The 23,464-nt window shown below is 62.9% G+C and carries 14 protein-coding genes; 10 read left to right on the top strand and 4 right to left on the bottom strand.

The window, feature by feature from the left end; translation table 11 throughout:
* The first annotated feature begins 10 nt into the window (after nucleotides 1-10).
* The 5 genes from EV286_RS20960 (at nucleotide 11) to EV286_RS20940 (ending at nucleotide 9,767) form a co-directional block, all read left to right on the top strand.
* Entirely contained in the window at nucleotides 11-3,226 is a 3,216-nt protein-coding gene (locus tag EV286_RS20960) for a DUF6519 domain-containing protein (protein WP_132959106.1), read from the top strand.
* Between the two features lie 21 nt (nucleotides 3,227-3,247).
* Nucleotides 3,248-3,763 (top strand): hypothetical protein, encoded by a 516-nt coding sequence (locus tag EV286_RS20955; RefSeq protein WP_132959105.1) that lies wholly within the window; start codon nucleotides 3,248-3,250, stop codon nucleotides 3,761-3,763.
* A gap of 217 nt (nucleotides 3,764-3,980) precedes the next feature.
* The gene (locus EV286_RS20950; RefSeq protein ID WP_132959460.1) at nucleotides 3,981-5,105 is read left to right on the top strand and encodes a calcium:proton antiporter; all 1,125 of its coding nucleotides are present in this window, start codon (nucleotides 3,981-3,983) and stop codon (nucleotides 5,103-5,105) included.
* Nucleotides 5,106-5,281: 176 nt separating this feature from the next.
* Nucleotides 5,282-6,481, top strand: coding sequence for an efflux RND transporter periplasmic adaptor subunit (locus tag EV286_RS20945; RefSeq protein ID WP_132959104.1), 1,200 nt, complete (start codon nucleotides 5,282-5,284; stop codon nucleotides 6,479-6,481).
* Nucleotides 6,482-6,584: 103 nt separating this feature from the next.
* A complete protein-coding gene (locus tag EV286_RS20940) occupies nucleotides 6,585-9,767 on the top strand; it encodes a multidrug efflux RND transporter permease subunit (RefSeq protein ID WP_132959103.1) in 3,183 nt (1,060 codons plus the stop codon).
* A gap of 84 nt (nucleotides 9,768-9,851) precedes the next feature.
* Here EV286_RS20940 and EV286_RS20935 read toward each other — a convergent pair whose 3' ends face one another.
* The gene (locus tag EV286_RS20935; protein WP_132959102.1) at nucleotides 9,852-10,415 is read right to left on the bottom strand and encodes a hypothetical protein; all 564 of its coding nucleotides are present in this window, start codon (nucleotides 10,413-10,415) and stop codon (nucleotides 9,852-9,854) included.
* Nucleotides 10,416-10,723: 308 nt separating this feature from the next.
* On the opposite strand from EV286_RS20935, the gene EV286_RS20930 reads away from it, so the two are divergent.
* Nucleotides 10,724-11,656 (top strand): LysR family transcriptional regulator, encoded by a 933-nt coding sequence (locus EV286_RS20930; protein WP_132959101.1) that lies wholly within the window; start codon nucleotides 10,724-10,726, stop codon nucleotides 11,654-11,656.
* Between the two features lie 273 nt (nucleotides 11,657-11,929).
* Nucleotides 11,930-13,378 carry a family 16 glycosylhydrolase gene (locus EV286_RS20925; protein WP_132959100.1) on the top strand — a complete coding sequence of 483 codons (1,449 nt, stop codon included), beginning with the start codon at nucleotides 11,930-11,932 and terminating at the stop codon, nucleotides 13,376-13,378.
* A 62-nt stretch (nucleotides 13,379-13,440) separates the two neighbouring features.
* On the opposite strand, the gene EV286_RS20920 is transcribed toward EV286_RS20925, so the two are convergent.
* From EV286_RS20920 to EV286_RS20910, 3 genes are all read right to left on the bottom strand, one after another.
* Nucleotides 13,441-14,751, bottom strand: coding sequence for an HlyD family type I secretion periplasmic adaptor subunit (locus tag EV286_RS20920; protein ID WP_132959099.1), 1,311 nt, complete (start codon nucleotides 14,749-14,751; stop codon nucleotides 13,441-13,443).
* Nucleotides 14,748-16,490 (bottom strand): type I secretion system permease/ATPase, encoded by a 1,743-nt coding sequence (locus tag EV286_RS20915; RefSeq protein WP_245500782.1) that lies wholly within the window; start codon nucleotides 16,488-16,490, stop codon nucleotides 14,748-14,750. Before EV286_RS20915 ends, EV286_RS20920 begins: the two co-directional genes overlap by 4 nt.
* A 503-nt stretch (nucleotides 16,491-16,993) precedes the next feature.
* Nucleotides 16,994-17,899: a S1C family serine protease gene (locus EV286_RS20910; RefSeq protein WP_132959097.1), complete on the bottom strand. Its 906-nt coding sequence runs from the start codon at nucleotides 17,897-17,899 to the stop codon at nucleotides 16,994-16,996.
* Nucleotides 17,900-18,346: 447 nt separating this feature from the next.
* Here EV286_RS20910 and EV286_RS20905 point away from each other — a divergent pair, with 447 nt between their 5' ends.
* From EV286_RS20905 to EV286_RS20895, 3 genes are read left to right on the top strand one after another with little or no spacing between them, the layout of a single operon-like run.
* Nucleotides 18,347-20,974, top strand: coding sequence for an EAL domain-containing protein (locus EV286_RS20905; protein WP_132959096.1), 2,628 nt, complete (start codon nucleotides 18,347-18,349; stop codon nucleotides 20,972-20,974).
* Nucleotides 20,974-22,218, top strand: a complete 1,245-nt coding sequence (locus EV286_RS20900) for a type III PLP-dependent enzyme (RefSeq protein ID WP_132959095.1) — start codon at nucleotides 20,974-20,976, stop codon at nucleotides 22,216-22,218. The genes EV286_RS20905 and EV286_RS20900 overlap by 1 nt, the downstream gene beginning before the upstream one ends.
* A gap of 15 nt (nucleotides 22,219-22,233) precedes the next feature.
* Nucleotides 22,234-23,409 (top strand): DMT family transporter, encoded by a 1,176-nt coding sequence (locus tag EV286_RS20895; protein ID WP_132959094.1) that lies wholly within the window; start codon nucleotides 22,234-22,236, stop codon nucleotides 23,407-23,409.
* Nucleotides 23,410-23,464 lie beyond the last annotated feature (55 nt).

Raw genomic sequence — 23,464 nt, 5'->3', positions numbered from 1 at the left:
AGGGTTACTCATGGGTACCGATTTTTCAAGAGTGCGCCTCAATCCGCTGCTGGACTATGCCGGCATCGCACTGAAGCAGGGCGGCGTCCTCCTGGATGCCGATGCCAACGAACTGGTCGACGTGCTCGATCGGCGCCTGCGCGCACTTGCAGGTGACGTGCTCGGCCGCTCGACCGTGTCGTCGACGACGCCGGACGCCTTCAAGATCAGCGTGGCGGCGGGTGCACTTTCGATCGGCAAGGGCAGGCTCTATGTCGACGGCCTCCTCGCGGAAAACCACGGTGCCGTCTCGACCGATCCCGCGAAAAAGCTGTTCGACGGCCTGATGGCCGAGCCGCAATTCGCCGACCCGATAGCCTATACGGCCCAGCCCTACCTGCCGCAGCCGCCAGCCCTGCCGACCGCCGGGCGTCATCTCGTCTATCTCGACGTCTGGGACCGGGAAGTCACGCATCTGGAGCAGCCCGACCTCGTCGAAAGCGCCGTCGGCGTCGAATCGACCTCGCGTATCCAGACCGTATGGCAGGTCCGGGCGCTTTCAGACGAAGCCGGAGCCAACGTCACCTGCGCCTCGCCGGATGGCGACGTCGCCGGCTGGGAGACCCTTATCGCGCCCTCGACGGGCGTGCTCACCACGGGCACTTTCGAAGTCGCGCCGGTGGACGATCCCTGCGAGCTTCCGCCGACCGGTGGTTACCGCGGACTTGAAAACCAGCTCTACAGGGTCGAGATCCAGAATCCCGGGCAGCCCGGCGCCGGCGCGACCTTCAAGTGGTCGCGGGAGAATGCCAGCGTCGGCAGCCGCGTCACGAGCATGATTTCCGGCACCGAACTCGAGCTCGCAACACTCGGGCGCGACGACGTGCTGTCCTTCAAGACGGGTGACTGGGTGGAGATCATCGACGACGTGCGCGAGTTCTCGCAGACCTGCGGCGAGATACGCAAGGTAACCGTCGTCGAGGCCACGCGGCGCATCCAGTTCTCCCCGGCACTGCCGGCTGCGATGCTGCCCGGCGCCTTCCCGGATTCGACGTTCCCCGACCAGCGCAATCTGCGCGTCCGTCGTTGGGACCAGACAGGCAAGGTCTTTCGCACGGACGCAAGCGGTACCCCTGTCGAGATCCAGGACCTCGATGCGGGCGGCTCGACGGGTGTAATCGCCATTCCCGCCGCGGCGACGACCTTCCTGCTGGAAAAAGGCGTGACCGTCAGCTTCGCCTCGACGGGCACAAAAGGCTTCCGCGCCGGGGATTACTGGGTCTTTGCGGCCCGGACCTCGGATGCCTCTGTCGAAATCCTCGACCGCGCCCCACCACGCGGCATCCATCATCATTACGAGCGCCTCGCCATCTGGGATGTCGGCGCCGGGACGGTAACCGATTGCCGCCATCCATGGCCGCCGCCGGGCGGCGATGGCGAAGATTGCTGCTGCACGGCCTGCGTTACCGCCGAATCCCACGCAAGCGGCAGCTTCACCATCCAGGACGGCGTCAACCAGGCCGCCCAGACCGGCGGCACCGTCTGCCTCGGTCCCGGTCAATATGCACTCACGGAACCGGTCCAATTGAACGGCCTGCGCTCGCTGCTCATCAAGGGACAGGGACCGGCGACGGTTGTCACCGCAGGCGGCAGCGCCTTCGTGATACGCAACGGCGTCGCGATCGGCATCGAGAAGATGACGATCCTGTCGCTCGCCCGCCAGCCGGCGATCCAGGTCATTTCGGCCATCGGCCTGTCGCTGCGAGGGCTCCTCATGGCCGTCCTCGAAACGAATGATTTCCGGGCATCCGCGATATCGCTCGCAGGCGCCGTCGCGGCAGCCTCTATCCGCGAAAACGCGATCTTCGCGCCGACGGCGATCCTTGCCAACGATCCCGCCGCCCCGACCGGCGAGAACGAGCCGGCGAGCGTGCTGCTGACGGCAGGACTGGCGATCGACGACAACGTGTTCTGGAGCACGCGGCAGGCGATCGTGCTGAACGGCAGCGTGCTGCATCTCCTCGCCACCCGCATCACCGGAAACGAGATACTGAGCAGCCAGCAGGTCGCGATCAGTACCTTGGGCCAGGGACTTCAGGGCTCCTCGATGGTGATCAGCCGCAACGCATTCTCGATCCCCGGAAGCGGCATCAGCTGCGGGGTCGATGGTGCATGGATCAGCGAGAACAAGCTCGTCAACAACGACCGGCAGGGCGCCCTTGAGAACGGCATCGCGCTGGTCACCGGCCTCGATCGCAATGGATCGAACCAGTGCCAGATCCTCGCCAACCAGATCAGCGGCTTCGCCCGAAGCGGCATCCTGATCGCGGCACCGGTGCGCGATCTCATCGTCAAACTCAACATCATCGAGGAATGCGGCAACGGCATTCTTTCGACTGCGGATGCAAGCTCCTCATCGATCTCCATCGAGAACAACCACCTGCGCGATATCGGGCCGCCGAGCGCCAACGACACCGGCATCGTCGTCGGCGTCGGCGTCCTGCGCGCCGATACCGCGGCCATTGCCGGCAATACCATACGCCGGCTTGGCGTCCTCGCCAGCGCCTCGGCCATGCGCGCGGGGATCCTCGCCTTCGGCGTCAGTCGCCCGGCGATCGGCAGCAACGAGATCACCGAGCTTGCCCCTCCCGGCGATTTCGTCGGCCGCGCAGTCGGCATCATGGTCATGGCTCCGGTGATCGACTTCGAGATCACGCGCAACCGCGTCGATCGCGATGCGATCGAACTCAACGACCGCAGCAATGGCGACTGGCGCGCGCTGCTCGTGCTCGACAGCGGGCCGCAGGCGGCGATTACCCATGTCGGAACGCTGACCACGGTTCGCGTCGACAATACCAAGATGCTGATGCTGGGCGCCGGTCGCCCCGTTCTGGCGACCCTTGCCGGACTGGCGGCCGCCGAAGTGTTCGCCGGGCCGAAGGGCTCCGTCGTCGGCAATGCCTTCAATTCGCGGGGCGACGCGCCTGCCGTCGACGTCTCGGCCAGCCAGTGCCTATTCAACGACAATCGCGTCGATGCGCGGCTCAACGGCAAGATCGCGGTGACGCTCGCAGCCGACGTGATCATCGTCAATGCCAACCGCGTCACCGGCAACGAGCTGTCGATACAGATCACCAGGGCGACCACCAAATCGGCCGCCGTGCTCGGAAACATAACCACCCGCGGCATCGCGCTTTCCGGCGGCGGTCTCATCCCGCCATGGGATGCGCTCAATCTGCGGGCATGATCGGCTTATCGGAGAGTTATCATGGTCAGGACATTCGTCGTCAGGGAGAAGATGAACCTCGAAGCGCTGAGCGGCAATCTGCTGGATGCGCGGTTCCGTGGCGCGCAGGCAGAGGCAGCGGTGAACGAGCTCAGGCGCTCCAACCCGCATCTGGATCTTGAAAAGCTGACCCCGGGCACTGTCGTCATCGTGCCGGACAATCCCGGCTTCAAGGTATCGGCGACGGACTCGACGCAGTCGACGCCGCTCGAGGACTTTCGAAAGCAGGCCTCGACTGCGCTCAACGAAGCGACCTCGCGATTGAAGACGGGTTTCGAGACCCGCAGGGCCGAGCGCGCCGAGATCTCGGCGTTCCTGAAGAGCGCGGTCTTCAAGCGCCTTTCAGCGGGAGACGAGCTCCTCGTCAAGCAGGCCGAGGAAGCCAACGCGGCGCTCGCCGCCGAGGAAGAGCAGGACAAGAAGGCTCTAGAGAGCTTCGACGCCACGGCCAAATCGGCGCTCGCCGCCCTCGGGCAGTTCTCAAAGATCCTCGGCTAGCCGCCGGCGCTGGGGATGCAGCCGTCGACCGGTCTCGCGAACGGCCGCAAACGAGTGTAAGCTTTGCTCAAGGCATCGGCCGCGCCCCGGGGAATCGGGCGCGTCTGAGCCTCGGGAGCAATCTGAACTGGTGAAGCGGGATCTTCCTCATGAGGGCCAATCGCAGTTGCGTGCGTCGGACTATCCGGCTTCCGTCGACAGGATGGCCGACCTTCCGATGACGGAGACGATGACCCTGCCTGCCGGAGGCCTGATGCGGCTGGTGCGCGAGGAGTGGTTCCTGGGCATCAGCGCGGCGACCTGCCTTGCGTTCTTCTCGGCCGGCGACCAGATGATGGCGAACCTCGGCAATCCGCTGTGGTTTAGCCTGATTTTCCTCTGGCTCTTCGCAGCCGTGCTTGGCTCGGCACTGTCGGTGGTGCGCCATGCGGATCACCTTGCCCAACTGCTGGGCGAGCCCTACGGCACGCTGATCCTGACCCTTTCGGTGACGGCCATAGAGGTGCTTGCCATTTCCGCCGTGATGACACACGGCGAAAGCAATCCGACGCTTGCGCGCGACACGCTTTTCGCGGTCATCATGATCATCCTCAATGGCATGGTGGGGATATCGCTGCTGGTTGGCGCGTGGCGACGGCCGGAGCAGTATCACAACCTCCAGGGCGCCAACAGCTACCTCGGCGTCATCGTGCCGCTCGCGACCCTCAGCCTCGTGCTGCCGGCCACCCTCTATGCCGACGGCTTGCCCCACCCCTCGGCGCCCCGCCAATTGGTCCTCGGCATCATGCTGCTCGGCCTATACGCGACCTTCCTCGTGCTGCAGACCGGCCGCCATCACGGCTTCTTTGCCAATGACGCGGAGCACGTCGAGCGAAGGGAGCAGCCGCCGCGCACGGCATGGTTCCATGCCCTCATGCTCTTCCTGCACATGTTGCCCGTCGTCTATCTCGTCGAGCATCTGGCAATGCCGGTCGATTACATCATCGAGACCCTTCACGCGCCACCCGCGTTCGGCGGCGTCATCATGGCCGTACTCGTGGCGACGCCGGAAGCGATCAGTGCCGTGAAGGCGTCCATCGCCAATCACCTTCAGCGCTCGATCAACATCTTCCTCGGCTCCGTGCTTTCGACGATCGGCCTCACGGTGCCGGCAATGCTGCTTATCAGCCACTTTCACGGACATCTCCTGATACTGGGTCTCGAGCACGGGGACATGGTGATGCTCATGCTCACGCTTCTCGTGAGCATCATCACCTTCGCGAGCGGCCGCACGCATGTCATGCAGGGTGCAATTCACCTCATGCTGTTCGTGACCTATGTGCTCCTGATTTTCCAGCCATGAGGCTCTTAGCCGGCTCGCGACGCGGCGCGGCGTCAGTCGATACCAGCTTCGCGTGATCTCCTTATGCTATTGCAATTGCGTGCGATCCTATTTCATAGTGTCGCAAGCCTCGAGACTTCCGGGTCGCATGACCACGAGGCACGCATGATGACCGGGACTCGTGAGGGGCAGCGAGAATGCGTCGGAAATTCCGCAGTGGGGTGCAAGTCTTTTTCACGCTTTGCTGCATGGCCGCCGTTGCGGCATGCGATGGAAGCAATACCTACGTTCCCCCGCCGCCGCCGAAAGTTCAGGTAGCGCTGCCCCTGCAGCGCACCGTCACGCAGTATTTCGAGCTTACCGGCAATACGGCAGCCTATAACTCCGTGGATATCGAGGCCCGGGTCCAAGGCTTCCTCGAATCGATCAACTATCAGGATGGTGCGATGGTGACGAAGGGCACGGAGCTCTTCGGCATCCAGCGCAACACCTACGAGGCGCAGGTGGAGCAGTCCAAGGCTTCGCTGGCCTCGGCCCAGGCCTCGCAGGTCGGCGCCAAGCAGGAATTCGACCGCCAGACCAACCTGGTGAAGCAAGGGGTTTCCACCCAGTCTCTGTATGATACCGCACAGGCGAACCTGGACGAGGCGAACGCCGCAATCCTCAATGCGCAGGCGAGCCTCGACCTCGCCAACATCAACCTCGGCTACACGACCGTCACCGCACCCTTCGACGGCATCGTCACGGATCACCTCGCCGATATAGGCGCATTGGTCGGCGTCTCCGGCCCGACCAAGCTCGCGACCATCGTGCAGACGGCACCGCTCTACGCCTATTTCAACGTCAGCGAGAGCCAGGTGCTGATGATCAAGGAGAGCCTGGAAAAGAGCGGACACAAGCTGACGCGCAGCGACTTTCCGAACATACCCGTCGAGATCGGCTTGCAGACCGAAGAAGGCTACCCGCACAAGGGCCACCTCGACTACGTCTCTCCGCAGGTCGACGCATCCTCCGGCACCCTGATGGTCCGCGGTCTGTTCGACAATGCGAAACATGAACTGCTGCCGGGTCTTTTCGTGCGCATTCGCGTTCCGATCGGCCATACCGACAATGCCCTGCTCGTTCCCGACGACGCGATCGGCGTCAATCAGCAGGGCAGCTACGTGCTTGTGCTCGGCAAAGACGATGTGATCGAGCAAAGGCAGGTCAAGACAGCCCAGCGGGACGGTCCGCTGCGCGTCATCGAATCCGGCCTCGAACCGACGGATTGGGTCGTGGCGCTTGGCATTCAGCGGGCAATACCCGGCAACAAGGTCGCGCCGGAGAGGATAGAGCTGCAGGATGGCTCTGCCGGAAGCGCCTCCACCGACGACGCGGAAAAGCCGGAGGCGGAATGACTTCGAGCAATTCCGGGAAAAAGGGAAAGCGGCTTTCCGTCCGGAGTTGCGTGAAAAGAACCTTTGGCACCTGCTCTTCACCTGAACGTCTGGGGACAACAGCATGATCTCGCGCTTCTTCATCGAGCGTCCGGTGCTTTCAAACGTTCTGGCGCTGGTGTTCATTCTCATCGGTGCAGTCGCGCTCTACCAGTTGCCCGTGGCGCAATATCCAAACGTCGTCCCGCCGACCGTTCAGGTCACGACCCGCTTCCCGGGCGCGAGCGCCAGGACGCTGATCGACACCGTCGCCCTGCCGATCGAGCAGCAGGTGAACGGCGTTCAGGGCATGCTCTACATGCAATCGACGAGCGCCAGCGACGGGACCTATTCGCTGACGGTAACCTTCGAGATCGGAACCGATCCCGATCAGGCGCAGGTCCTGGTCCAGAACCGTGTCGCAATCGCCATGTCCTCGCTGCCGGAGACCGTCCAGGTCCAGGGCGTGACGACGCAGAAGAAGTCGACGGCAATCCTCGGCTTCGTGAGCCTTACGTCGACCGACGGCCGCTATGACAGCCTGTTCCTCTCCAACTACGCGGTCATCAACCTTCAGAACGAATTGTCCCGCGTTCCCGGTGTCGGCAACGTCAGCGTCTTCGGCGCGGGCCAGTATGCCATGCGCATCTGGATGGACCCGAACCTGCTGCAGGCGCGCGGTCTGACGCCGCAGGACGTCGTCAGCGTCGTCCAGCAACAGAGCCAGGAAGTCGCTGCCGGTCAGATCGGCCTCCCGCCGGTGCCGCAGGGACAGGACTTCCAGTACACGCTCAATGTCAACGGAAGGCTGGATAACGCACCGGATTACGAAAACATCATCGTCAAGGTCGATGCCACGCAGGGTGGGCGCATAACGCGCATACGTGATATCGGCCGCGTCGAGCTCGGCGCGCAGACCTACAGCCAGTCCTTCATGCAGAACGGCCGGCCCGCCGCCGGCATCGGGATCTACCAGCTCCCGGAGGCGAATGCGATCTCCGTTGCCCAGCTCGTCGCAGCAAAGATGGCCGAGCTTTCAAAGGGCTTCCCGCCGGGGCTCGAATACAGCATTCCCTTCGACACGACGAAGTTCGTCAAGGCATCGATCAACGAGGTTTATGTCACGCTCATCGAGGCCGGCGTCCTCGTGCTCGTGGTCATCCTCGTCTTCCTTCAGGACTGGCGCGCGACACTCGTGCCGGCGACGACCGTACCGGTGACGATCATCGGTGCGTTTGCCGCGATGGCCGCACTCGGCTTCACCGTCAACCTGTCGACCCTCTTTGCCATCGTCCTTGCGATCGGCATCGTCGTGGATGACGCGATCGTCATCGTGGAAGGGGTGGCGCGCCACATAGAGGCGGGCATGTCCGGGCGCAAGGCGGCCGAGAAGGCAATGGACGAACTCTTCGGCCCGGTCATCGGCATCACCCTCGTCCTGATGGCGGTCTTCATTCCCGCCGCCTTCCTGCCGGGCCTCACCGGCCAGCTCTACAGGCAGTTCGCGCTCGTCATCGCCGCGACAGCCTTCATCAGCGCCATCAACGCAATGACGCTGAAGCCAACGCAGTGCGCACTCTGGCTGCGGCCGCCCGTGCCGCCGGAGCAGCGCAACTTCTTCTACCGCGGTTTCAACCGGATCTACGACTCGGCCGAACACGCCTATTCGAGGCTGATCGGCTCGATGGTGCACCGTAGCATCGCGATGGTCCTTGTCGCGCTTGCATTGATCGGTGTTGCCGTGTGGGGGCTCACGCGCCTTCCGACCGCCTTCCTGCCGCTTGAGGATCAGGGCTATCTGCTGATCAGCGCGCAGCTGCCCGACGGTGCCTCGAAGGAGCGCACCGACGCGGTGATGGCCCAGGTCGGCAAGATCGCGCAGGATACGCCCGGCGTCGACCAGGTGCTGACGATCAGCGGCATCTCGGTTCTCGACAACAGTGCCAGCCTGCAGAATGCCGGCGCCGCCTATGTCGTTCTGAAGGATTGGGACGAGCGCGGCAAGGTGAAGGGCCAGGATCTGCTGTCGATCTACGAACACCTGAACGGCGCGCTCCAGAGCATCCTCGCTGCCAACACCTTCGTGATCGTCCCGCCGCCGATCCAGGGAGTCGGAAACGCGAACGGCTTCACCATGCAGGTCGAGATCAGGAACGGCGACTTCGACTATCCGTTGCTGCAGTCGCTGGCCAACACGATCGTGACGAGCGGCAACTCGCAATCCTCGCTGCAAAGGCTCAGCACCTCGTTCCGGTCGAGCGTGCCGCAGCTTTCCGTTTCCGTCGACCGCATCAAGGCCGAGACGCTCGGCATAACGGTGGGGCAGGTCTTTTCGGCGCTGTCCGGTTATGTCGGCTCGAGCTACGTGACTCAGTTCAACAAGTTCGGGCGTACCTTCCAGGTCTATGTGCAGGCGTCGCCCGACTTCCGCGTCAGCCCCGACGATATCCGCAATCTTAAGGTCAAGGCCGGGGACGGGACCATGGTCCCGCTCGACACGGTCGTCGACGTTACGAGCAGCCAGGGACCGTCGCTGATCAGCCTCTATAATCTCTATCCGACGGCGACCATCGTCGGCGGATCGGCACCCGGCTTCAGCTCTGGCCAGGCTCTCAGCCTGATGGAGCAGATTGCCGAGGAGACGCTACCGCCCGGCACCGGCTTCGATTGGACCGCACTTTCCTACCAGGAGAAGGCTGTCGGCGGGCAGATCTATTTCGTCTTCGCCCTTGCCATCATCCTCGTCTATTTCGTGCTTGCCGGCCAATACGAAAGCTGGATCCTGCCGCTAGCGGTAATTCTGGCCGTACCGCTTGCACTTCTCGGAACTGTCGGAGCCCTGATGGCCTTCGGCGTGGCCAACAATCTCTATACGCAGATCGGCCTTATTCTCCTGATCGCACTTGCCTCGAAGAATGCGATCCTGATCGTGGAATACGCGCGGGAGAAGCGCGCCGAGGGCATGGAGATCATGGACGCCGCGGTGGAGGCCGCGCGGCTGCGCTTCCGTCCGATCCTGATGACATCCTTCGCCTTCATTCTCGGCGTCCTGCCGCTCGTGCTGGCAACAGGCGCTGGCGCTTCTGCGCGCAAATCGATCGGCATATCGGTTTTCAGCGGCATGATCGCCTCGACCTGCCTTGCCGTTCTCTTCGTCCCGTCCTTCTACGTCGTGCTGCAGCGCTTCGAAGAATACAGGCAGCGCAGGAAGACGAAGGTGCCGCCGGCCGCCCAAGTCTCGGCGCCGGGCAGCGGCGAGCCAGTGTAGCGAATCGTGGACGCACGGGCGCCCTTCCGGCCGGATGCGCTCACTCAATAGGTGGCGCGCAGGAAGACCAGGCAACGCCGGCCGTCAGAGCCCCGTGGTCAAAACCTTCTGGCATGTCGGCGAAGCGCGTGAGAGCTTCTCCCTCAGGCAGGCAATTCCGCGCCCACCACCCAGCGGCACGGTTCCGCACAGGCTGCGAAAATCGGGCCCGCAGGCCTCGCGCAGGATGATGAGTTCCTCGCGCGGCGTAAACTCCGGCATCGGATGCGGGGTGGGAGCAGGTGCGGGTGTGGCGGCGGCAGCTGCTGCTGCGGGCGCGGCTGTGTCCGCCGGAGCGCTACCTGTCGTCGCCGCATCGGACTGCGTTGCCGCTGGCGCGGAAGGCTCGGCAGATGTCGATTTCGGCTTGGCGCTGATTGCCGAGACGGCCTTCTTGCATGCGGCCGAAAGCGAGGCGTTGTGCTGCTGCAGGCAGTTGAATGCCTCGATCCCGCCAGGTGAAACCCCCGAGCATTGCGCCATGAAATCCGAACGGCACGCCGCCCTGATGTCGTCCCGCTGCTGCTGCGTGGGCTGCTGCGCGAGAGCAGCGCCCGTGAAAAGACCGAGCGCACAGAACACGCGCAAACCGAATGCACCAAAACGCATTGTCCCCTCCGGCTGTTTGCTTGCGTCCCGCAGGGCGGAGACGTCTCAAGACCCTTCGCGGACAAGTAGCCGCGCCAGCGAAATTTATCACAACTTGCCAAAATTCGATATGCGCGCTTCACTCGGGAACGGGACTTCCATCACGACCCTGCCCATTCATTCTCGATCTGCGGCGCCACATTCACAAGTCCGCCGAGTGACTTCACAAGATCGTGGAATGGCGCCGGTCGCATGGACTTATGCTCCGCATCTGGATAATTGAAGAGGTATATTTAAGAGATTCTGTTCAATAGCCAGGCGGAGCAAGCGTGCGCCAGGACCAGCTAGACGGCCTTATCACCTTCGTGACGGTCGCGCAGGAGAAGGGCTTCACCGCCGCCGCGGTCCGTCTGGGCGTCTCGCCTTCTGCCGTCAGCCAGTCCATCCGCACGTTGGAAGAGCGTCTGGGCCTTGTCCTCTTCAACAGGACGACGCGGAGCATCAGTCTCACAGAGGCCGGCGGCCGCTACTTCGAGATGATATCGCCTTCGATCGATACGATTCTCGGGGCAGTCGACGAGCTGGGCGAGGATGGCGAGGAACCCTCCGGTCTTCTGCGCCTCAATGTACCCCGTGCCGCTTTCCTGATCGTCCTGCAGCCGGTGATGAAAGCCTTCCTGGCGGCCCACCCGCAGGTGAGGCTGGAGATTTCCGTGGAGAACACGCTGATCGACATCGTCGGGCGCGGCTTCGATGCCGGCATCCGTTTCGGCGACCTTGTCGAGAAGGACATGGTGGGCGTCACCATCGGGCCGCCGATATCCGCCCATATCATCGCCTCTCCCGAATATGTCGAAGCCCATGGCATGCCAGTGCATCCGCGCGACCTGCTCGGCCACGAGTGCATCACCTTCCGGCACGTGACCACCGGCCAGATCGAGCGCTGGGCGTTCGCCAAGGGCAATGAAGAGTTCGAACTCGCGGTCGACGGCAGGCTGACGATCAACGATTCCTCCGCGCTCGTTCAGGCCGCCCTCGATGGGCTTGGCATTGCCTACATGATCAACGGCTATATCGAGCGCTTCATCGAACAGGGTCGCCTTGTCCGCCTCCTGCCGGACTGGAGCCCGTCTTTTCCCGGGCTCATGCTCTACTATCCGGACAGGCGAAGGGTTCCGCTGAAGTTGCGCGCGCTGATCGATTTTCTGAAGCGACCCGCCATGGACCGGCCTGTTCTCCAGTTGCTCGGCGACTTCCGATAGGCGTCATCCGGCGAGGCTTGCAAGACCGGCCCACTGATTCGCCGACGCAACCTCGGCGATTACGGCAGAGCCCGTCACAAAACCCAAAATCTTACGGCACTGCCCTTTAAACCCCGAAAAACGGCTGTTTTCGGTGCCAATTGCGCCTGTGATGTAAATAGAAGTTTCATCACCCTGCCACCTTCCCGCCTAGGTGTTATGGTTCAAGGAGTTGGGGGAACACATATTCCAAGAGAGGAATTTTTCAACACAACTCCAAGAGGTCTTTTTCAAATGCCAAAGACAATACAGAATGCCCTGGGACAAACTCTTTATTACAGCGACACCTCGACGGCATGGTTTTCGGCTACCGGCTCCGGTCCGACCCTCAATGGAACAGCAGGCAATGATTCCATGTGGGGCGACAGTGCGGTCAATGTGAACATGGTCGGTGGTACCGGCGACGATATTTATTACCTTTATTCAAGCATCAACAAGGCCACGGAGAAGGCCAGCGCCGGTGTCGATACCATCGAAACCTGGATGGACTACACGCTTCCCGAACACTTCGAAAACCTCAACGTAACGGGCGCCGGGCGCCACGCCTTCGGCAACAGCGCCGACAACATCATCTCCGGTGCCGCAGGCAGCCAGACGATCGACGGCGGCAAAGGCAACGACGTCCTGACGGGCGGGGCGGGAGCCGATACCTTCATCTTCACGAAGGGCAATGGCAGCGACCTGATCACGGATTTCGGTCGCGACGACAAGGTCAGGCTCAATCAATACGGTCTTACCTCCTTCAACGACATCGTCAGCCATGCGAAGCAGGAAGGCGCCAATCTGCGCCTCGATCTTGGCGGCGGCGAGAGCCTCGTCTTCGCAAACAAGACGGTCGGCGATCTCCACGCCGATCAGTTCGAGCTCAACCTCGACCGCTCCACACTGACCCAGACTTTCTCGGACGACTTCAATTCGCTTTCACTTTGGAACGGCACGAAGGGTACCTGGGAGTCGAAGTTCTGGTGGGCTCCGGAAAAGGGCAGCACGCTTCCGGGCAATAGCGAGTTGCAGTGGTACATCAACCCGTCCTACGCGCCGACGGCCTCGGCCAATCCCTTCTCGGTCTCGAACGGAGTTCTGACCATCAAGGCGCAGCCGACGCCGGATGCCATCAAGTGGCAGGTGGATGGACATGCCTACACGTCCGGCATGCTGACGACCCATGCCTCCTTCGCCCAGCAGTACGGTTATTTCGAAATCAGGGCCGACATGCCGGACGACCAGGGCGCGTGGCCGGCATTCTGGCTGCTTCCGGAAGACGGCACCTGGCCGCCGGAACTCGATGTGGTGGAAATGCGCGGACAGGACCCGAACACGGTTCACGTAACGGTTCACACCAACGAAACGGGTCAACACACCCTGACATCGACACCCGTGAAGGTCGCCAGCACCGACGGCTTCCACAAGTATGGTGTATTGTGGGACGAGGACCAGATCGTCTGGTATTTCGATGACGTCGCAGTAGCCCGCGCCGACACACCTTCGGACATGCACAAGCCCATGTACATGCTGGTCAACCTCGCCGTCGGCGGCGTGGCCGGCGCCCCGAATGCCGACATGAAGGACGGGGCGGAGCTCAAGGTAGACTATATCAAGGCCTATTCGCTGGGTGATGCCGCAGCGACCGCGGCCTCCCATGCCGCAAGCGCGGCAAACCATGGGACCGACTGGCACATCTAGTCGGCGCTAGCCATGAAGACACGATCGGGCGATGGCTGCTGCCACCGCCCGATTTTTTTGTCCTATTGCTCCCTGAAGGCGCGGGCCACCTGATCGACGACCGGCTTGGTCAGATATCCGAGAACGGTTCTTTCGCCGGTCTGGACGAAAGCCTCCACGGGCATGCCCGGAACGAGCGTGAGCTTGCCCAGCCTGTTCCATTCTCCGTCGTCGACGGTGGCCCGAACCAGGTAGTAGCTGAGGCCCGAGCGCTGGTCGGTCGCCAGATCGGCCGACACCTTGGTGATGTGGCCGTTCAGCTCCGGCGTGTCGCGCTGGTTGAAGGCCGAGAAGCGCAGCATCACCGCCTGGCCGACGCCGACCTGATCGATGTCCTGCGGCGCAAGCTTGATCTCGGCGACGAGCGCATCGCTGTCCGGCACGATCTGCAGGATCGTCTGGCCCGGCTCGATGACGGCGCCGGCGGCGTGGACATTGAGTTGATTGACGACGCCTGACTGCGGAGCGCGGATATCGATCCGCTTCAGGTCGTCCTCGGCCGCCACCAGCCGCTCGGAAAGCTGGCCCGCATCGCTTTCCGCCTGCCGCAGCTGATCGGAAACCTCCGCACTCTGATCGTCGTCGATCTGGATGATCTGCAGCTCCGTTTCGCTCACTCGCCCCTTTGCCTGTGCGATCGAGGAAACGAGATTGCCGAGCTCGCCGTTGAGGTTTGCTGCCTCGCGCTGAAGGGCGTAGACCCGCGTCGCAGGCACGATCCCCTGCTCATGCAAGCGCAGCAGGCTTGAGAGCTCCTTTTCCACAAGGCCGATCTCGACACGCTTGCCCTGCTCCTGGGCTGCAAGTCCCTCGCTCTCCTGGCCAAGCTGCTCGATGCGCTGCTTGAGCTGCGATTTCCTGCCAAGACGCGAGGCCGCGCGATCATCGAAGAGGCGGCGCTCGCCCGATATCACATTGGCGATTTCGCTGTCGTCGGTCGCTGCGACCAGATCGGGCGGAAAGGCTATGGCGGCGGCGCCATCGCGCTCGGCCACGAGCCGCGCAGTCCTGGCGGCAAGTTCGTTGAGCCGCTTGCGTATAATCTGGAGGCTTGCCTTCGTCTGGGTGTCGTCCAGCCGGATGAGGACCTGCCCCGCCTCGATCCGGTCGCCGTTCTTGACGCGTATCTCGCCGACGATTCCGCCCTTCAGGTGCTGGACCGATTTCACATAGCTGTCGACGACAAGGCTGCCGGAAGCAATGACCGCGCCGGAAATGCTTGTCGTCGCGGCGAGCCCGCCCATGACGCCAACCAGCATCAGGATGGTGGCGAGCGCCAGCACCGAAAGTCGCCGGATCGCGCGATCAGTTGCGGAGATGCTTTCCCCGGTCATGAACTGACCTCCTCGTTGCCGATCATCAGGCGAATTGGTCCGGGCGCCGAGCGCATTGCCTTTCCGAGAACCTCCTCCTTAGGTCCGAAGGCCTGGGCCTTGCCATTGGCGAGGACCAGCACCTGGTCGGCCGCCGCAAGAGCGCTCGGCCGGTGCGCGACGACGATGGCGATGCCGCGACGGGCGCGTACGGCCAGCAGCGCCTGGGTCAGCGCCGCCTCCCCCTCGGCGTCGAGGTTCGAATTCGGCTCGTCGAGCACGACGAGGAAGGGATTGCCATAGAGCGCGCGGGCAAGCGCGATGCGCTGCCTCTGGCCGGCCGAGAGCTTGGTGCCCGCCTCACCGATCACCGTGTCGAAGCCATCCGGCAGCTCAACGATCATCTCGTAGACGCCGGCCGATTTTGCCGCCGCGATGATCGCAGCCGACGGCGCATGCTCGTCGAAGCGCGCGATATTCTCCGAAATCGTGCCGTCGAACAGGCTGACATCCTGTGGCAGGTAGCCGATATGCCGGCCAAGATCGGCGGGATCCCACTGAGAGAGCGTTGCACGATCGAGCCGTATCGCACCGATCGTGATCGGCCACAGTCCGGTGATCGCACGCGCGAGCGAGGACTTGCCCGAGGCGCTGGGTCCGACCACCCCGAGCACCGCGCCGGCCGATATCCTGAAGGAAATGTTGCGCAGGATAAGCTCCCGGCTGCCCGGCGATGCCAGGCTCACATTCTCGACTGCGAGATGCCCTTCGGGCTTTGGAAGTGCGACACCCCACTGTCCCGTCGGGGTGAGCTCCAGCAACCTGACGATGCGCGACCAGCTCTGCCGGGCGGAAACGAAGCCCTTCCAATTGGCGATGGCGAGTTCGACAGGAGCCAGCGCGCGGCTGATCAGGATCGAGCTCGCGATCATGATGCCGCCCGTCGCCTCCTGCCTGATGACGAGGATCGCGCCAACGGCGAGCACCCCGGACTGGATCATCATGCGCAGCACCTTGGAGATGGTCGTCAGCGTCCCGATGATATTGGCCGCCGCGAGCTGCCTTCCGAGATAGTCCTGGTTCAGGGTCGCCCACCTTTCGGCAAGCCGGCCGGAAAAGCCCATTGCGGCCACGGCCTCCCAGTTTCGCCGCGCTCCCTCCGCCATGCCGAGCCGGGCGGATGAATATTTGGCGACATCCCGCGCCGGCCCTTGGGAGCTGATCTCGGCAAGTATCGTCAGCGCGACAAGCAGGATGGCGCCGCAGAGAGCGGTAACGCCGATCCAGAAATGGAAGAGAAAGCAGAGGCCGATATAGACCGGTATCCAGGGCAGGTCGAAGAGCGCGGTCGGGCCCGAGCCCGAAAGGAACGAACGCACCTGGTCGAGATCGCGGACCGCCTGCAGTCCGTCGCCCTTCGCCTGCATCCGTGACGGCAGCTGGACCAGCGAGGCGAACACGCGCCCGCTCAGTCGCTCGTCGAGCGAGACACCGATACGGGCAAGCAGCATGGAACGCAGGAGTTCGAGCACGCCCTGGAAGGCGTACATGGTGGCGGCGAGTATCGCGAGCACCGCCAGGGTCGGAAGGCTGCGGCCGGGGATGACCCGGTCGTAGACCTGAAGCATGAAGAGCGAGCCTGTGAGAGCCAGGATATTGATGACCGCGCTGGTCGCACCGAGGCTGAGAAAGACCTTGCGCAAGGAGGTCAGCAAGGCCGCAAGAAAGGTGGAAGGCGGATTCGTGGGGGGAATGGGCACGCGGCAGGATCCTTCAACTACTCTGCCGAAAGGAGCGCGGACCATGCGGGAGGATATGGCCCGTCCAAGCCCAGGCTTAAGCCGAGGCCCGACCTTTTCGACAGGATTGAGCGGCTCGTTCGATAACGGCCGTGCGATATCGGAGCCGGATTATGTTCATTGCGCCCGCCGTATTAGATACGGCGAATACATCCGTCTTGGCGGCCGGTTCCGTGTCTCGAAGAGACACAATCCGGCGCCCTAGCGCCCTTCGTCTTCTGACGCCACCACCTAGCATGGCAGTCCGGCATGTTACTTTCAACCGTGATTTTCACTTCCAGCGCGCTGGTTGTAGCCTAGCTTAACGAGGCTACAGTCCGCCGCGCCTGATTCCCGTTTGGAAACAATGCCGCAGTGCAGCATGGACAGCGCAAATATTTCGTGGGGAAAGAAACGGCATTACGCACCCTCTCGAGGTCGTGGGAGCGAAATCCTGCAATCTTCAATGGAAAACGGGGGGGCGCCTACTGAAGGGGCGGCCTTCTTAGAAAACTATTGCGATCGGCTGATTTGACTCGCAGCCAGGCCTCGCGGCCGTTGCGCAGCACGCGGAGCGGGATCTCGGCGCCGGCGGGACCGCTGCCCCAGACCTTGCGGTAGAAATCGGCAAGACCGTCAACCTCGCGATCGCGGATCTCGGAGATCACATCGCCCTGGCGCAGGCCCGCCTCGGCGGCCGGACTGCCTTCGGCAACACTCATCACCACGACTTCCCCGTTGCTCTCCGCCGAGAAAGCTCCGAGCCACGGACGCGGCGGCCTGTTGACGCGTCCGCGGGTCAACAGGTCATCAAGAATGGGCGGAAGGAGGTCGATCGGCACCACCATGTTGATATCGGCGACCTCGCCGTTCTGGCTCATCTGCAGCCTGAGGGAACCGACACCGAGAAGCCTGCCATCTTCCCCGACAAGAGCCGCGCCACCCCATGAAGGATGCGCCGGAGCGATGAAAATCGCCTCGTCCAGAAGATATTCCCAGTAGCCGGCAAATTCCTGCTTGGCGACGATATTTGCTTCGACGAACTGCCCGATCCCATCGGCGATAACGACGGGATCGCCGACCTCCGCCCTGCTGGCCTGGCCAAGCGAGATGGCCGGCACGCCGAGCGAACCGAGAGCCTGGACGAGGCCGAAGCCGGTTTCCTGGTCATAGGCCAGCGCATGGGCCGGAACGATGCGCCCGTCGTTGCGGGTGAGCCACACCTCCTCGGCCTCGGTGATGAGGTAGCCGATCGTGAGCACGAGCCCATCCTCGCGAATGACGACTCCGCTGCCCTCCCGGCGGGTGCCCAATGTCGTGGCAGTGAATGCATCCTCGGGAATTGACGAACGGACGGCCACCACCGACCGCAAAATCCTATCGATATCCATGCTTCACCCTGATGGCGTGCGGCACTTCGTCTTGCGAGGCTTCCAGTGCCCGGCACGTGCCGCATACATGCCGGTCCCCTATACGTATGAAGACGCGCGCCGTGAAGCAAGGCCGTCCGCAATATTGTGTCCGCTGCCTCTCGTCGCATTCCGCCTCGTGCGAGAGCATCGCGAAGACCCGCCGGTCGGCAATAACCGCCTGTCACCGTAGAACGGCAAGCCTGCCGGATGTTCCAACGAATACTACGGCCGATGACTGCTGCACGCCGCCATAAGAGAACAACAAGCACAGAGCATACGATATCTAAAAATACAATTATTAGCAGCAGAAAATAGCCGTTAATTGTAAGCTCCGGTTAACCGTGTTAGCAGGGAACGATAAAATTTAACCTATAGTTTGTACTTGGAGACATAATTTCGCCCTACAAAAACGGGGGCGGGGCTATCATGAACACTGTCAAATCGACCGGTCTGACATTGTCTGGCGAAACATTTACCCGGCATATCATTCTGCCGATGGCCAGTATCGTGGTCATCGCGATCGCGGTTGTGCTGGGTTTCGTACTGGCCTCGGCCAGCGGCCAGAACAAGCTGGAGGTGGAGGCCTCCACGAAGCTCGCCACCACGGCCCTCCAGGTAAAGGCGAGGGAGGTCTCGCGAAACCTGCGCGACTACGCGGTGTGGGAAGACGTCTACAAGAACCTTCATGAAAAGGTGGATACCGAATGGGCGGCGACCGACGGCAACGTCGGCGCCAACATCTATGAAGGCCTTGGCTACGAGATGGCCTTCGCGATCGATCCGGGCGGGAACACGGTCTACGCGGTCATCGAGGGCGTTCCGACGAAGGTCGATGCCTTTCAGGTCATGCCGCGCGGATTGAGGGACCTGCTGCACGTTGCTTCCATACAGACCGATCCGGTTACGAGCCTCATCAAATCCGGCCAGGATGTCTTCATCGTTGCCGCCACGAGCATCCTTCCGCCCTCCATCGAAAGATCGACCGTCCGTTCAAAGGACCTGTCGATGCTCGTCTTTGCCAAGAAGCTGAACCAGAAGTTCCTCGACGGCATAGCGCGCGACTACCTTCTTTCCGGGCTGGCGATCATGCCGGAAAACCCGACGAGCGCCGAGGCCTCGATCCCCCTGCTGGCGCAGGATCGCATATACCTCGGCTCGATCACCTGGACACCGGCGAAACCCGGCTATCAATTGCTGCGCTTCATCCTGCCCCCGCTGGCCGTCGCGATCATCTTCCTCGCCGCCTTTTCGGTTCTGGTCGTCCGCGGCGCCCGCCGCTCCACCCGCGCCCTGGAGGAATCCGCCAGGACGGTCGAGGCCTATGCGCAGACGCTCAAGGAGAGCGAAGCCAGGTTCAAGGATGTCGCAGAGGCCTCATCGGACTGGATCTGGGAAAGTGACCCCAACCTCAGGCTGGTCTATTTCTCCGCACGCTTCACCGAGATGACGGGCATCGCCGCCGCAAACGTACTGGGCAAGACCCTCGAGCAGTTCTTCTCGAGCGACACCGATTCGGACGGATGGCGCCGCCTCATCGAGGAAACCCACGAGCGTGCCTCCTTCCGCGACATCAAGTGCTACTATCGCGATGCAGCCGGCCAGACCCGCATCTGCCGCCTTGCCGGACGCCCGATCATGGGCACGCAGGGAGACTTCCTCGGTTTCCGCGGTACAGCAACCGACATTACCGAAGAGGTCGAGGCGCAGCAGCGGGCAACGCATCTTGCGCTTCATGACGCACTCACCGGCCTTCCGAACCGCCTGCTCTTCCGCGAACGGTTGAACGTGGCGCTTGCCGGCAATGCCAGCGAAACCTCGCGCGTCGCCGTCATCTGCCTCGATCTCGACCACTTCAAGGAAATCAACGACACGCTCGGCCATGGCGCCGGCGACGTGCTGCTGCAGCAGCTCTCCAGCAGGCTGCTCGGCTGCGTCCGCACCAGCGACACCGTCGCCCGTCTTGGCGGCGACGAGTTCGCGATCATCCAGGTGGGCGTGCATCAGCCCTTCGAAGCCGAGCAGCTGAGCCGCAAGCTGATCGATGTCGTCAAGGCACCGTTCCACATTGACGGACAGGACCTCCATATCGGTGTCAGCGTCGGTATCGCCATTGCCGACGCCCTCGACAGCGACCCGGAACGACTGCTGAAGAATGCCGACATTGCCCTCTACCGCGCAAAACAGGCGGGCCGTGCGACCTTCAAGATCTTCGAGGCCCAGATGGACCTCGAGCTTCAGGCCCGCAAGGCGCTGGAATACGACCTGCGCCAGGCCGTGCTCAAGGATGAGCTGGAAGTCCACTATCAGCCGCTGATCGACATCGAAACCCGGGCCGTTGCCGCTGTGGAGGCGCTCGTGCGCTGGCGTCATCCGACCCGCGGCCTCGTATCTCCCGGGGAGTTCATCACGCTCGCCGAGGAAACAGGGCTCATCACCGGCATCGGCGAATGGGTCCTGGAAACGGCCTGCCGCCAGGCGCTGCAGTGGCCGCAGTTGCGTGTCGCCGTAAACCTCTCGCCGGTCCAGTTCCGCAGCCGCGAACTGATCGATACGGTGAAGGGCGTGCTTTCGCGCACCGGGCTCGATCCGTCGCGCCTGGAACTTGAGATCACCGAGAGCGTCCTCATCAACGATGCGACCGCGGCGATCGAAATCCTCAATGCCCTCAAGAATATCGGCGTGAAGATCGCCATGGACGACTTCGGCACCGGGTATTCATCCCTCGGCTATCTCAACTCGTTCCCGTTCGACAAGATCAAGATCGACAAGTCGTTCATCGGCGACATGAGCAGCAAGGAAAAGTCCGGAGCGATCGTGAAGTCGGTGATCAGCCTCGGGCAGAGCCTGAACATGGTCACGACGGCAGAAGGTGTGGAAACGATAGAACAGGCCACCTTCCTGACCAAGGAAGGCTGCGACCAGCTTCAGGGCTTTTACTTCAGCAAGCCGGTCACCGCGACGGAACTCACGAGCTTCATCGACCACTGGGATGCAGACGCCGCGCCCAACGGGACGACGACTCAGAAGAAGAAAACTCAAGCAGGAAGAAAATAATGACTGGTCAGGCAGCAACGGCCGCCATCGGCGAGCCGAATCTATCCGCACGCGAACTTCAGGCACGCGTTCACGACGCCATGCCCGCACTGGAAAGAGCCCGCCATATCGGCGCGCCGCTCAGGAGCTATCGCAACGTCGATGCCGTCATTGCGGAGATGCAACCCACGGAGCCCGTCTTCTGCATCTCGCCGGCAACACTTCGCGAGGCCGCCAAGAGCTTCCAGTCATTCCCGGGCCGCCCCCTCTATGCCGTCAAATGCAATCCCCATCCCTTCGTGCTCGAGACGCTCTATCGCGCCGGCATTACGGATTTCGACGTCGCCTCGCTCGATGAAGTGCGGCTGATCGACGGCATCTTCGGCAAGGCGGCGGGCCAGTTCTTCAATAACCCTGCCAAGACCCGCCCCGCCATACGCGCCGCCAGCCAGGACCACGGCATCCGCTTCTATACGGCCGACTGCGCCGAGGAGATCGACAAGATCATCGCCGAAACCGGCGCGCGCGACGATCTGGTGATCGCCGTACGCCTTGCGACCCGCCCTGCCGATGCCCGCTACGTCCTGTCCACGAAGTTCGGTGCGCAGCCCGACAATGCGGCGGAAATGTTGAAGACCATTCACGAGCGGGGTATCAGGGCGGGAATCTCCTTCCATGTCGGCTCCCAATGCCTGGCGCCGGGCGCTTTCGCAGCCGCCGTCGAACTTGCCGGCAAGGTCGCGCGCAAGGCGAACGTGCCGCTCAGCGTGCTCAATGTCGGCGGTGGGTTTCCGGCCCCCTATCCGGGCGACAACATCGCCGGGCAGGAACATTATTTCGGCAACATCGTGCGGGCAATCAGGGCGATCGAGCTGCCGCGCGGCTGCATCGTCCTTTGCGAGCCGGGCCGCGCGCTCGTTGCGACAGCGGGAACGACCGTCGTGCAGGTCGTGATGCGCAGGGGCCGGAACATCTTCATCAACGACGGCGTCTTCGGAACCCTCCAGGAACTTGGCCACCCCAAGGAGCGCCGGCCGACGCGGCTCGTCAGGAGCGACATGCGCGCCGCCGGTTCACCCGTCGATTTCAAGGTCTACGGCCCCACCTGCGATTCCAATGATGTGCTGGGCGCTCCCTTCACCCTGCCCGACGACATCAGGGAAGGCGATTGGATCGAGATCGGCATGATGGGTGCCTATAGCCTGTCGATGCGTACGCACTTCAACGGCTTCTACGCCGATGACATCGTCCAGCTGGGTGAATAGAGGAGCGTAACGGCGATGTCTGCGCGTTTCTCGGGCCGCCTGGTCGCGTCCCTCATAGGCGCGATTGGGGTGGTCCTCTGGGCGACCGAGACGACGCTTGTCACCTATACGACGGGCATTCCACCCCTGCAGACGGTCATGATCGCGTTCTTCGCGGCTGCCGCGATGTCGCCCTTCGTGTGGCTGGTGACGCGCACGCATCCCCTGCTCGCTTTCCGACTGCCGCTCAAGGTATGGCTGCTGACGGTCGTCTCGCTCGTCGGCTACCACGCCTGCATCTATTACGCGACGCAGAAGGCCCCGCCCGCGGCCGCCGCACTCTTGCAGGGGACGACACCGCTCATGATCGTGCTCGGCTCTGCGTTCCTGCCGGGTGAGCGGCTGCGCTGGTGGCACGTCGCCGGCGCGATGATGGGTCTGGCCGGTGTCATCAGCCTCATCGACACGGGCGGCAGCGAGTCCTATACGGCTGACGCGCCATTCTACCTTTCCCTGATCGGCCTGGCGGCCGCGCTCTGGGGGCTGTATTCGGTTCTCACCAGGACCTTCCAGGAGGTTCCCTCCTCGGCTCTCGGCATGTTCTACGCGGCTTCCGCGCTCGTTTCCGGCATTGCGCATCTTTCCCTCGAGGAATGGGTACAGCCGACCGGCGGGGAATGGCTCGCCATGGCCGCGCTCGGATGCCTGCCGATGGGCCTCGCCATCTACTTCTGGGATCACGGTCTCAAGCGAGGCGATATCCAGGCGCTGGGCGCGTTTTCCTACGTCGAGCCCTTCGTCGGGGCGCTGTTGGTGGCCCTGTTCACGACGGCATCGCTCGACCTTTCGCTGCTCTGGGCCGGAACGCTCGTCGTCGGTGGCGCGATCGTCGCAAGCGCGAGCCTCTGGAGACCGCGGAAGGATCGACCCCCCGGCCACAAGGGCGGCGGCGGCAGGGGCACGGCAATCCTGGAGGCACTCGACGATGTCTCGACAGACCATGAGCTCGGCCTCGTCAGCAACCGCATCCTGGAACGTCTCGCGCAGATCGGGGACGACTACGGGAATCCCCGCAAGCACGACGAGGAGATGCGGAACCTGCTGAAGGCGCTGCAGATTTCACTGCAGATCTGGGACGGCAGCGTCGACCACCACTCTCGCCACGATCGATCCGCACAGCCGGACGCAGCCGAACCCGCGACAGCCGGCTAAGCCGGGCGGCCGAGCCAAAAGCAATCTCCTCCACTGACGCGCCGAATGCGAACCA

The sequence above is a fragment of the Rhizobium sp. BK251 genome, from assembly GCF_004345245.1.
Lineage (GTDB): Bacteria > Pseudomonadota > Alphaproteobacteria > Rhizobiales > Rhizobiaceae > Rhizobium.
Note: the sequence above shows the minus strand (reverse complement) of the source record. Positions and strands in the feature narration are given on the sequence as shown.